This window comes from Leptospira brenneri (genome assembly GCF_002812125.1).
GTDB lineage: Bacteria > Spirochaetota > Leptospiria > Leptospirales > Leptospiraceae > Leptospira_A > Leptospira_A brenneri.
This window is the reverse complement of sequence record NZ_NPDQ01000002.1, coordinates 168,910-181,718: the sequence shown is the minus strand read 5'-3', so window position 1 is coordinate 181,718 and position 12,809 is coordinate 168,910. Positions and strand designations below refer to the sequence as shown.

The following is a 12,809-nucleotide window of genomic DNA, read 5'->3' as shown; positions in this document are numbered from 1 at the left end:
CATATCCTTAGAGATTATTCTCCATCCAACGACGAACCTTCTTCATCCAACCGTCTGAATCAGATCCGGAATGCATGTTTCTTTGTTCTAGGTTTTGTATTTTTGAACTGTATTTAATTAGGCCAACGGCAGTAGCATATTCAGGGGATGCAATTTTATCCACAAGGCCACTGAGTCCCGCAGGTTTGGCACGACCCACTGACAACCGTAAAACTTCTTCGGCTGTGGCTTCAATCCCTTGTAAAAGAGAAGTTCCTCCTGTCAGGATCACTCCTCCCGCCAAACTTGACTTAAACCCTGAACGAACCAGTTCATGATCAATCATCTCTAAAATTTCACGAACCCTTGGTTCTAAAATCTCTACAAGTTCCTGGCGAAATACTGAACGTGCAGGCCTTCCTGAAATCGAAGGAATTTCAAACTTCTCTGTTGGATCGACCATATCAATCCGAGTGTGGCCATACCTTTTTTTGATGACTTCCGCTGTTTCTACAGTGGTTTTTAAACCAATGGAAATATCGCTAGTGATATGAAATCCACCAAAAGGAACTACTGAGGAAAAGGCAATTCCCCCATCTACATAAATGATAATGTCGCAGATTCCGGCCCCAATATCGATGACGGCAGTTCCCAAATCTTTTTCACCTGAAGTGAGTATGGCTTCCGAAGAAGCAAGGCTGGATAAAACTCGGTCTACTTGCAAAAGACCTGCTTGTTCTACGCAACGATCAATATTATTCAGGGCTGTGTTTCCACAGGATACTATATGTACTTCAGCTTCTAAACGAACCCCTGTCATCCCTATTGGATCTTTGATATTGACCTGATCATCTACTTTGAATTCTTTTGTGAGGACATGAATAACTTGTTGGTCGTTTGGAACATGAACTGCTTGTGCTGCTTCCACCACTCGCATAATATCTGTTTCAGATACAATTCGTTCTCTGTTAGTAACAGCAATGATTCCTTTTTCATTGAATCCATACACCGACTTTCCAGAAACATTAACCACTACAGCATTCACTTCTTGGCCAGCCATCAGTTCGGCATCACCAAATGCTTCAATGATGGACTTAGTTGTTGTTTCTACATTGACAATAGAACCATTTTTGATTCCAGCAGAAGGATAAACTCCCGTTCCAATGATTTCGATCTCATGATCCCCGACCAGTCGTCCAATGACAACTTTCACAAGAGAGGATCCTAAATCCAAGGCCGTTATGATAGGTGCATCATCATAGCTCATATTAGTGGTAAATTGCGTCCTCTCCTCTTAAATCTATAGAAACAGCTTTTACAGACTCTGCTTCCATGTAAGCCAAGGATGCATATAATTTGCGAAAAATATTTAGTTCCAATTTATCACCCAGATACACTTTTATCGAGTTAGGTGATTTTAAATACATGGTAAAATTGCCATCACGTTCAGCGACAAGTTCGGAGATTCTGGATTTAAGTGTGGGGTAAAGGGAAAGAGCATGTCGCATTTCTTTGGTAATATCAAAAATCTGTCGGCCTTCTAGTTTGTTTTCCCCAACGGTGAACTGTCCACTAATCACAATTAAATGATCAGCTAACACATGATCTCTGGAAAGTATCTCCAGATCTTCACTCACTTCATACAGGGAATTTTCTACATGTATGACAAATTCAGCGACTTTCTCCTGTATATTGATAATCAAAAATCCATCTGGGTCCCTAGTGATTCGCACCTTTCGAATTCGAGGATGGTTTGAGAGTTTTTTCTCCCAATCCTTCCAATCTCCGATCTTTGGTGATTCTGGATCCACTTCCAGATACCGGAGAACTAGAGGAGGAGAAAGAGCCACAAGCCCTTCCCATTCTAAACGGTCTACCGGCTTCACAGGTCTTCCCCAACGGAAGACAAGTCCTAGAGCCAGAAGGCCCACAAAGACTAACAGGAACGGAACCACACGCCCAAATCGTTTTTCTTTGATTTCTTGGGGAGTGTCAACCATATATTGATTATGTCACATACCAAGGCTGTTTGGAAAGCATTAATATAAATTAGGAAGGTACAAAAAAAGGTCAGGCGAACCTGACCTTTCTCACAAATCTCAAACTGGCGTTTGGGATTGTTTAGTTTTGTGCTACCTGCATGGATGCTTGGCTTAGATCCATAGAGACAGTGCGGTATTTTTTAGCTTCTTTTTCAAGAGCCTCAGCACGGCGAAGAAGGTCTTTCTTCTCGTTCATTTGGCTTACTACTTTACCGCCACGAGTAGAGTTTGCTCTGTCACGAAGTGCTTGAGCTAATTCTACTTTTTCTTTTGCGACATTCGCAAGGTATTCAGAAACGGCAGACTTTTGCGCTGGAGTGGTTGCTTGGTCAATCATAGCAGACTCTAAAAGCTCTAGTCTTTCGTTTGTATCTAAAGCCTGAAGATTTGCTGTTGCAAGTCCGAAAGCTAAGATCCCTGTTGCGATAATCTTTGTTGTTTTCATGTGATCCTCTCTAGATTGGGAACCTCTTTTTCCGATTCCCTATTTGTATTCTATGACTCTAGAAAGCTTCTCGTTACGATTAAATTCAATCGGAAATTCCATAAAATTCGACATCTATTGCGCCAAAATAGGAAAAAAAGTTAAATCCGGATTAATATTAATCATTTTATGATTAATATTAATCAATCTAAGAAAATCTTAATCGAATTTAGTATCTTACTCATACTTTTCTCTGTTGGAAGGATTTCCGAAAGAGAGAGCTTTGTCCAAAATTCACAAACAAAAAAACCCTCCGAAGAGGGTTTTCTAAAGTTGGAACCAAAGACTTTTGAACCAGAAATCAGTATTTTGTCTTTGTATAACTCAGTTTTTTATTGAGGATGATGTCCACATTGGTCACTTCCCCTGGCTGAACATGGATTTCCGAATTCTCTAATTTCATTTCTTCCATGAAACTAGCTCGGATTTCATATTTTCCCGGTTTTAGGTTGGTGAACCAAAAATACCCATCTTTGTCGGTAGTAACCTTGAAGATCTGGTTGGTAGAGACCACCGTCGGCATATAGATAGGGTGTTTTTCAATGGGATTGTCCAGGGTTTTGAAGAAAACACGACCTCGAATCGCTCCAAATCCATCCATGGAGTTGATGGCATCCACTGTAACTGTTTGTTTGGGAAGGACCGCCGCTGCGGTTTTGTAAATAGGGTATTTGTCGGCCCGAATCTCAATTTGGTGCACACCGGCCGGAAGGTTGTCAATTTTGATATTATAAATATCACCTTGGACCAAAGTTCCGTTTTTGGTGACGGATCCCCAAATTTTCGACTTTTCCGTTGTGACTTGGGAAGTGTATTCCTGGTCATCCACTAGAACTTTGATGGACCTTACCTTGTCCTCTGCAGGGGATGATTTTAGTTTTCCCTGTTTGTTTAAGAGATCGTAAGGCGACTTAGTCGCAGCCCCACCGTAAGATTTATCTTTGATGATGGAAGTTCGGATGAGGATACTTCCTGTTGTGACAGAAGGTGGTGCTGGTGGTTCTTCCACAATGGGAGGAATGACGACTGTGGTTTCGTTGGCCGGAGTTGGTTCTGGCTCAGGTGTCACGGGTGGAGTCGTGGTATTATTATTTGGTGGTGTTGTGTTTTCCACCGGTGTGATCGGCACGTTGATGACTACGTTTGGTGGTTTTGGTGGGGGAGGTTGTGGTTTCGGAGAACCTGTTAACAAAATTCCAGCTGCATTTCCAGAAACTTGGGGTGTTTGTTCGTGGTTGAACTGGCGCGCCATCTTTACAGTTTCTTCTTTAGCAACAAAGAAGGCTTCGAGAGCCGTCACCACACTATCTTTGTTTAAATCTGCTTTTTCTAAAGCATTTCCAAAGTTATAAGTAAAGATACCATGGTTGATGGTTCCTCCCACTTCGATAGAAGTTTGGTCATCATCTGAAGAGGAAATGACCGCTTTGTCTTGGAAAAAATAGTCTTCTGCGTTTTGACGCACAACCCCGTCGTTTCCTTGCGCAATGGGGATCTCTGCGGCACCACGAGTGTTTTTTCCTTTTTTAGCAATCCCACCTGAATAACAACAATCCATCACAAGAACCGTTTTTTGGGATTTGATTTCTGTTAAAAATTCGTTTAACTCTTCATCAGAGATATGAGGGCGATCGTAACAAATGAGATAGTTACGCATACCGTTCTTTGCCTTCGCATCTTTCATGTACATCCCGTGACCGGAGAAGTATAAAAAAACAGAATCTTCTTTCCCAACAACTTTACCCAATTGGGTAATTGCATTTTTCACGTTGTCGCGAGTGACCATGGAACCTAACAGGACTTTGATATCCTTGAAGTTTCCTTTTTTTTGGATTTTTTCTTTTAGAAAGTTTGCGTCTGCTTCACAAAGATTCAACTCAGGAATTTTTGCAGTGTTTCCTTTGTAGTTAGTTCCAATGAACAACGCATAACGGTTCTGGCCAAATACCGGTAAACCGATGAGATAGGCCGATAGAATACAAACAAATATGTTTCGAAACGAAAACATGATTGGGTTTCCTCTTATCCGGATGGAGTGCCTCATTCTCCATCACCGGAAAACGGAAATCAATTGGATTTTTACTGAGAATGCAAAAAACGGAACACTTGAGGAAGGACATTGTTACGAAATTCTTCGTTTACCCGTTTTTCTCCTCGGCAATCGTAATGGATATTATCTACAAATCTCTCCGTAGGATAAGACGAATCGGGAAAGAAAAATAGGCCCGCATCGGGATTCTCTTTGAAAAAAGTTTTTAGATCCACTAGTAGGTCCTGAGATTCACGTGTTTCTTGCCTTTCTTTCAACCATGGCATATAAACGAGTCCAAACCCAATTCCCCGTGCTCGAGTGTATTCAATCAGATCTTTTAAAACAGTAAAGTCTGGCCTGGTATAAGTATAAGGGATTGGATTTTTAAGTTCTTCCTCTAGTTCCTTTCTAACGAGTTGTTTCGAAAATAAAACAAGTTCTGGTTTCAATCGATTGGAGATATTGTATTTTCCAGAATGGCGCCAAATTTGGTCTTCAATCGTGCGATTGTCTTCTAGTTGGGAAGAAGATGGTTTACAAAGTCCTGCTTCAATGTTTTCACAAGATTCACAAAAGAGTGATTTTTCTTTATAATTTTTATCCACTTTCCAATTGGAAACACTCAGTGCATTGCGAATCGCACCATGAAAACGATAGGATTCGTATAAAAGTGGTGCGGCTTTCGATAAAATGAATAATCGCTCCACCCCAGAGTATTGTTCGGATAGTTCGGAAAAAGTAAATTGGTGTAAGTATCTATGGCCAAAAAATTCCCAAAGAATTTGGTTAAAATCTTCTTGTTTTCCACTGTAACTGACAATATTACTCGGAGTTGCTGTTCGGAAAAAATTCTTCTCGATCCCTTCATTCCATCTGCGATTCAGATAAGTAGATACGGATTCATTTTCTTTCACCGACTTGGCATCTGGGTCATAAAGTGGAGGGCCGTATCCCGTAGAATACAACGTAGGTGAAGCAGCAAACAAAACCATTTTAGGTTTTACATTTCCTTTTTGTAGATATTTATCCAAAAAGAAACGATAATACTTTGGTCCCATCGCCGGCAAACTATGGTTATAAACAGAAAATTCAATTCCAGGTTGCTTCGGATAACCAGCAAGAGCCATGGAACGAGAATCACCCAAAATAATGATATCGGCATCCCCTTTTCCCGATTCGACAAAGTCCTTTTTTAAGTTTACAAAAAAGATTTCCGGTTGTTCCAAATAGTGAATTCCGGTAACTCGAACTACAAGTTCAAGGATCAAAAACAATAAAAGGGTAATCCCAATTCCTAAAAATTTAGAACGCAAAGTAGATTACCTCCTTACCAAAAACTCCCCGAGTGAGGATGAGAAATGCCATAAAAGATAATACAAAAACTTGAACGACAGGATGAGAAACAAAAACCCAATACCTTTCCTTTTTGAAATATGTGATTCCATCAATGATGAGAAGTGGCAAAAAGATTTTAAAATATTCTTCGAACAAACCAAACATATCTTTGATATTATTGTTTGGGTTCATATCCCAAGTCCAAACAGATAAAAACTTTTTCATATAAAGGAACATCATATCGGCATCATAGGAACGAAAACCGACAGCACTAAAAACAACCAATGTGTAAATGAATACACGACTGAAAGTTCCTGTGAGAATACTAAGAAGTTTATCTTTTAAGGATGGTTTTGTGTCTTCAAGAGATTCTGTTTTGTCTTCCTTCTTTTTAGCAAAGGCTACCAGATAAATGATGGTGTATACACCTTGCAAACATCCCCAAGTGATAAAAGTCCAATTGGCCCCGTGCCAAAGTCCAGATAAGAAAAAGATAATAAATAAGTTTCTATACTGAGCAAACTTACCGTATTTACTTCCCCCCAAGGAAATATAAATATAATCGCGAAACCACCGATTCAGTGTTACATGCCAACGATTCCAAAATTCGGTAGGAGTTTTTGAAAACTCAGGTGTTTCAAAGTTAACAGTCAGTGTCACACCAAGTAGCCTAGAAACACCAAGGGCAATAAAAGAATAACCAGCAAAGTCACAATAAATTTGAGTTAAAAATAAAAATCCACCGGCAAAAACCTGGGAACCATCCATGGCTTGGATGATACTTGGGTTTTGAGTGTAAAGAGACTTCCCTGCAAGGAAAACTTGATCCACATAAGTGGCTAAGTTATCTGCCACATAAACCTTCATAAAATACCCAAGAAGGATATCGTACAAACCTTTTTGGACTCCCTCCCAAGTAGGAAATTTTGGTTTTTTCAATTGGGGCAAAAGATCCTGTGCCCTTTCAATGGGCCCTGCCACAAGTTGTGGGAAGTAATTTACGAATAATGCAAAATCAAAGAAATCACGTTCGGCATTGATTTGTTTTCTGTACACATCAATGGTGTAAGACATGGTTTGGAAGGTATAAAAACTAATCCCTACAGGAAGGATGATATTTCGAAGCAAATAGGTATTCGAATCGGCAGCCGCAGTAGACCCCATCCACAGTGCCAATTGGTTCCAAGAATCAATGAGGTTCACCGCGAAAAAATCGTAGTACTTCATTGTAAAAAGTAGGCCCAAGTTAGCAATTATGGAAACTGATAGATAGAGACGGCGGCGGACTTGGTTCTCTGTTCCATCAATCAAAATGGCGGCACAGTAGTCGATGATGGTACTGACGAGAATCAGAGTGAGAAAAAACCACTCCCACCATCCGTAGAAAAAGTAAGATGCAAATAGTAGCCAAAGATTTTGTGCGCGGTAGGCCCATTTTTGTTTTCCGGCAAACCATCCGAATCCCAAAAAGACCGCATACACAAAAAGAAAGAAAATCAAAAAGACAAAGGTATTAAAAAGCATCGGTCTTCGTTACAATTTCTTGGTCACTGGATTCTGTAAAATTGAAAAAATGAGGGTAAAATGGGGAATCTTATCGTTGACCCGTTCGTATTTACAGAAATCTTGAGAGTTACCTTGGATCTACGTTCGGAACTCAAAACCAAATTCGGTTTTTCGGAATTTCGCCCGGGCCAAGAAGAGGCCATTCGTTCTGTCCTTCTTGGGCAAGATACTCTAGCCATTTTACCAACAGGAGCTGGGAAATCTCTCATCTACCAACTTCCCGCTGCCATTCAGAAAAATAAACTCACACTTGTCATCTCTCCTCTGATTGCTTTGATGAAAGACCAAACAGAGAGTTTACTTGCGAAAGGAATTCCTGCGGCTTTTTGTAATTCTACCCAAGATGAAGTAGAACAGATGTCCATCCTTGCCAAATCGGTAAGAGGAGAAATTCGTGTTCTACTCGTTTCACCGGAGAGAGCTTTGTCAAATGGGTTCCTTCGTATCTTTCGTGAATTGGATTTGTTTTCCCTTGTTGTGGATGAAGCACATTGTGTTTCCCAATGGGGACATGACTTTCGTCCCGAATATCGCCAAATCCATGTTCTACGAGAGCGCCATCCACGTCCCAATTTTCCCATCCTTGCTCTAACAGCTACAGCTACAGAAAAAGTCCAATCCGATGTCCAATCAGCGCTCGGAATGAAAACACCTAAAGTGGTTCTTTCTACTTTTTACAGACCCAATTTAAAGTTCAGTGTGGAATACCCTTCTGCCGAAAGGGACAAAGCCGATCGTTTGATCGAACTTTTAGAACCTTGGAAGGATGGAAGGAAATTCCCTGGCCGAGCCATTGTTTACTGTGCCACTCGGAAAAAAACCGACGAAGTGTATGATCTTTTAAAAGACTTTGGATTCTCTGTGGGAAAGTATCATGCGGGCCGAACCGATGGAATTCGGGAACGGACTCAAAATGCCTACACCTCAGGTAAAGTTCCTATCCTTGTCGCAACGAATGCTTTTGGAATGGGCATGGACCAACCTGACGTTCGTTTGGTGGTGCATTACCAAGTTCCAGCCTCTCTCGAAGCTTATTACCAAGAAGCTGGCCGGGCCGGAAGGGATGGACTAAATTCAGAATGTGTTTTGTTTTATAAAGCCGGTGATGTAGCCACACAGGCCTTTATGTTATCGAAGGAAACCAACTTCAAAGGGGGGGACACTCTACTCAAATTCATAAAAGAATATGCAGGCAAAGAAGAATGTAGGCAGGTCCAACTTTGTTCCTACTTTGGGGAAACCATTTCTCCTTGTGGAAGTTGTGATATCTGCACAGAAATTGGTGCCAATGTCCATCGTTCCAAGTTCTTAAAAACAGAAGCCGTCAAGGTTCAAAAGAAAAATGAAAAACGCGATTATCCACTTTCTGAGTGGGAAGAAGAAACCATCCAAAACTTTTTAAAAGAACATCCGGCTGTATTTGGAAAAACCATCATTGCCAAAACTCTTGTGGGAAAACGTACCAAAGATGTCCTTCGTTACCGAATGGAACGAAACCCCTTCCACGGAAAATTGGATGGGATTCCCGAGGAAGCTGTGGTCGCAAAACTAGAAACTTGGGTGGAAGAGAAAAAAGTTCTCGTAGCTGGGGCAAAATACCCAAAACTTTATTTGCCTAATTTTGCCAAAATCAAATCCAAATTTGCACCAACTAACTCTGATGATACGAACAGTTCTCAGGTAAAAACAAAAAAACCTCCTACCTTAAATTCTCAAATTTTACGAGAGCTGATGAATTACCGAGATCGTAAAGCAAGACAGCTCAAATGGAAGAAGTTTATGGTATTTCAAAATCCTGTACTCAAACGAATTGCGGAAAGAAAACCAAAAAACTTATCGGAACTAGAAGCGACGAAAGGCGTAGGTCCTGCCAAAGTAGAACGGTTTGGGAATGATATTATCGAAATCTTGTCCAAATGGAACTGAATATTTAAATTTTCCTCGTACAGATTGGATCTTGGAACATAGTTCTTTGTCTTTTCCTCAAAATGTAAATTCCCTTGAAACTTTCCAAGTCTCTTAGAATCTGCAGATTCATAGGGGCAAAATGGAAAAAATTGCAGGGAAAATCGTTACGCACGAAAGAGAGTTTGAAGGAACTATTTCTTTTGATCCTAATTCAGGACTCATCACAGCTGTAAAAGAAGGGATCGATCCTGATGCACGCCTGTTTTCCGATGGTTCGGTGATTTTTCCCGGTTTTGGTGATATTCACATCCACGCAAGAGAAGATGTGAGTGGAAAACATACTTACAAAGAAGATTTTATCTCTGCTGGGAATGCGGCCATCAACGGTGGTGTGATCCATGTGGCTGATATGCCAAACAATCCCGTTCCTCCCATTGACGACGAGACATACTCCGCAAAACAAGCGCTCACTAAAAAAGCTCCCATCCACATCACTTTGTATGCTGGTATTGGCCCTCATACCAAACCCTTAACAAAAAAAGTTCCGTATAAGGTCTTTATGGGGCCATCCATTGGTGAACTATTTTTTCATGACAATCCATCACTAGAAGAAATCATCAAACACTATGTTGGCCAAGACATTAGTTTCCACTGCGAAGACCCAGAGATCTTAATTGCTAACCAGTCACAACCAACCCATGAAGAAAGACGCCCCAAAGAAGCAGAAACCGTTGCCACAGACTTTGCTTTGTATTTGATCGAAAAATACAATCTCAAAGGAAAACTCTGTCACTATTCCACAAAGGATGGGCTTTCTAAAATCATTGCCGCTAAAAAAAGAGGGGTGAATGTCACTTGTGAAGTCACACCCACTCATTTGATGTTTGATACTGATATGTTAACAGAAACCAATCACAAATGGTTTCAGATGAACCCACCACTTCGTGGTAAAGAAGACCGCGAAGCCATGGTCAAAGGGATTTTGGATGGACATATTGATTATTTGGCAACAGACCATGCCCCTCATTCCATCGAAGAAAAACAAAAAGGAACCAGTGGAATCTCACAACTCGATACCTATGGGTTATTTGTAACCTATATGATACTCAAATTAAACATTCCCATGACAACCATTGCCAAGATCTGTTCCAAAAACCCTGGGGAATTCGTGGCTCCCTACCTTCCTTCCGAGTTTGGGAAAGGAGTTGGAGTCATTAATGAAGGTTATGCGGCGAATTTTTCTATCCTAAATTTAAAAAAACCAGTTGAATTTCAAAAATCAATGGTTAAAAGTAAGTCCGGATGGTCACCCTTTGAAGGATTCAAATTCCCTGGATCCATAGAAGCCGTCTACTTTTTGGGCAAAGAAATACATGCAAAATGAGCCATTAGGCAGTAAAATTCTCTCTGGTCTCACAGTTAAATCACTCCTGGCGGAGTATCCAAATAGCTTTCAAGTGATGGATTGGAGCGGAAATTTTATTTCCGTTACCGAACGATTTGCTCGGTTTTTGGAGTTTGAACCAAAAGAGATTGTTGGTAAATCCATTATCGATTTTGCCCATGAAGACGATCGCGAGAATACACAATACACATTCGATAGTTTGGGCGAAAATCCGAATATTGTAAATTTTGAAAATAGACTGGTCACCAAATCCAAAGAAGAAGTTTGGATCATTTGGTTGATCATCCCTTTACGAGAATCCAAAATTATTTTGGGTTTTGATCGAGATGTCACCATCCAAAAAGACATTTCTTTTGAATTCCTACTCCAACAACAAAAGTATAAATCCATCTTCGATAACCTTCCCATGGGAATTGCCATCACTGATGAAAAAGGGAAAATTGTTGAAACCAATAAAACTGCCCGAACCTACTTTGACATCCAAGATGGGGAATTATTAAATCGAACGCTAAACATCAAAAAATATACCCTGATCCAACCCAACGGAAACAAAATTTATCCCAGAAAATCAAGTCTTATGCGTGCACTTCGTCACAAAGAAGTGATTCGAAATTTAGAAATTGGGATGATCAAGGAAGATAAAATTACTTGGTTCGATATTTTAGCAACACCCATCCCACTGGAAAATTTTGGTTTAGCTGTTGCTTTTCTCGATATCACCCAAAGGCGACATGCGGAAGAAAAAATTGCTTATATGGCTTTTTTTGACCAACTCACCAACCTTCCCAATCGAAATTCTTTAATTGATAAACTCTTTCCAATCTTTGAAGAAGCAAGAAGGCATGGAAATCTTGTTGGAGTTCTTGCGATTGATTTAGACAATTTCAAAATCATCAACGATTCTAGAGGTCATGAATTCGGTGATAAAATCATCAAACTCGTTGCTTACCGAATTCGCGAAAGCATTCGAGTGTATGACTTGATTAGTAGACAAGGTGGAGACGAATTTACTGTTGTTTTACCGGATCTATCCAATGAAAGAGATGCAGCCGTCATCTCTGAATCTATTTTAGATGCGATGACCCATCCCTTTGTGATTGATGGGGAAAGAATTTTTGTTAATATTTCGATTGGGATCGCCTTATACCCAACAGACGGAAAAGATTCCAATACACTTTTAAAAAATGCAGACAGTGCTCTCAACTTAGCCAAATCGCAAGGCAAAAACTGTTATGTGTTTTTTACTGAAGAATTACAAACTGTTGTTGCTGAAAGATTAGAAATTGAAAACAGAATGCGGATTGCCATCATCGAAAACCAATTCACTTTGATGTACCAACCCAAAATTGATTTATACACAAAAAAACCATTGGGCGTTGAAGCTCTCATCCGTTGGCGTCATCCGGAACGAGGTCTTATCTCTCCCAATGTATTCATTCCCATTTCTGAAGAAACAGGAATGATTTTTGCGATTGGAGAATGGGTGATCAAATCTGCCATCCAAACGATGCGGTATTGGAAAGACGAAGGGGTTAATGATGTTTCGATGGCGGTAAATATCTCCACCAAACAATTCAAACACGAAAGGTTGATCTCTACCATTGCTGAAAACCTAAAACTTTTTAAAGTGGATCCACATGACTTAGAAGTAGAACTAACTGAAAGTTCGGTTATGGAAAATGCGGATGCTGCCGTTCGCACCATGCAAGAAATTCGAAAACTCGGAGCAAAAATCGCCATTGATGATTTCGGAACTGGATACAGTAGTTTGGGGTACTTGAAAAAACTTCCCATCTCTTCTTTAAAAATCGATCGTTCTTTTGTCTCAGAAATCACATCGGATAAGGACTCCAAAACCATCATCCATGCTGTTTCTAACCTGGCACATAACCTCGGTTTGAGTGTGGTGGCAGAAGGGGCAGAAACCGAGGAACAAGTGCGTCTACTTGCGGAAAGTGGAGTGGATCTCATCCAGGGATTTTATTTTGCCAAACCGATGACTTCCGAGGATTGCCTTCAATTTCTGAAGACAGAACTTGGAATTTCGGATTGACCCGT

At 40.4% G+C, this 12,809-nt stretch carries 9 protein-coding genes; 3 read left to right on the top strand and 6 right to left on the bottom strand.

Annotated features, from left to right (window positions below):
- Positions 1 to 7: 7 nt before the first annotated feature.
- The 6 genes from ftsA to CH361_RS04195 all read right to left on the bottom strand — a co-directional run bounded on the left by ftsA (position 8) and on the right by CH361_RS04195 (position 7,396).
- Entirely contained in the window at positions 8 to 1,246 is a 1,239-nt protein-coding gene (gene ftsA / locus CH361_RS04225) for a cell division protein FtsA (RefSeq protein ID WP_100789599.1), read from the bottom strand.
- Position 1,247: 1 nt separating this feature from the next.
- Positions 1,248 to 1,979: a cell division protein FtsQ/DivIB gene (locus CH361_RS04220; RefSeq protein ID WP_100789598.1), complete on the bottom strand. Its 732-nt coding sequence runs from the start codon at positions 1,977 to 1,979 to the stop codon at positions 1,248 to 1,250.
- A gap of 121 nt (positions 1,980 to 2,100) precedes the next feature.
- Positions 2,101 to 2,466, bottom strand: coding sequence for an LIC_10421 family protein (locus CH361_RS04215; RefSeq protein WP_100789597.1), 366 nt, complete (start codon positions 2,464 to 2,466; stop codon positions 2,101 to 2,103).
- 340 nt (positions 2,467 to 2,806) lie between these two features.
- Positions 2,807 to 4,513, bottom strand: coding sequence for a caspase family protein (locus CH361_RS04205; RefSeq protein ID WP_100789595.1), 1,707 nt, complete (start codon positions 4,511 to 4,513; stop codon positions 2,807 to 2,809).
- A 71-nt stretch (positions 4,514 to 4,584) separates the two neighbouring features.
- Positions 4,585 to 5,850, bottom strand: a complete 1,266-nt coding sequence (locus CH361_RS04200) for a DUF1574 family protein (RefSeq protein ID WP_100789594.1) — start codon at positions 5,848 to 5,850, stop codon at positions 4,585 to 4,587.
- Positions 5,840 to 7,396 (bottom strand): MBOAT family O-acyltransferase, encoded by a 1,557-nt coding sequence (locus CH361_RS04195; RefSeq protein ID WP_100789593.1) that lies wholly within the window; start codon positions 7,394 to 7,396, stop codon positions 5,840 to 5,842. Before CH361_RS04195 ends, CH361_RS04200 begins: the two co-directional genes overlap by 11 nt.
- A 60-nt stretch (positions 7,397 to 7,456) precedes the next feature.
- Between CH361_RS04195 and CH361_RS04190 the strand changes: the two genes are divergently transcribed.
- The 3 genes from CH361_RS04190 to CH361_RS04180 all read left to right on the top strand — a co-directional run bounded on the left by CH361_RS04190 (position 7,457) and on the right by CH361_RS04180 (position 12,804).
- Positions 7,457 to 9,364, top strand: coding sequence for a RecQ family ATP-dependent DNA helicase (locus tag CH361_RS04190; RefSeq protein ID WP_100789592.1), 1,908 nt, complete (start codon positions 7,457 to 7,459; stop codon positions 9,362 to 9,364).
- Between the two features lie 121 nt (positions 9,365 to 9,485).
- Complete coding sequence (locus CH361_RS04185) at positions 9,486 to 10,730, top strand: amidohydrolase family protein (RefSeq protein WP_100789591.1); 1,245 nt, start codon at positions 9,486 to 9,488, stop codon at positions 10,728 to 10,730.
- Positions 10,720 to 12,804, top strand: a complete 2,085-nt coding sequence (locus tag CH361_RS04180; RefSeq protein ID WP_100789590.1) for a sensor domain-containing protein — start codon at positions 10,720 to 10,722, stop codon at positions 12,802 to 12,804. The genes CH361_RS04185 and CH361_RS04180 overlap by 11 nt, the downstream gene beginning before the upstream one ends.
- Positions 12,805 to 12,809 lie beyond the last annotated feature (5 nt).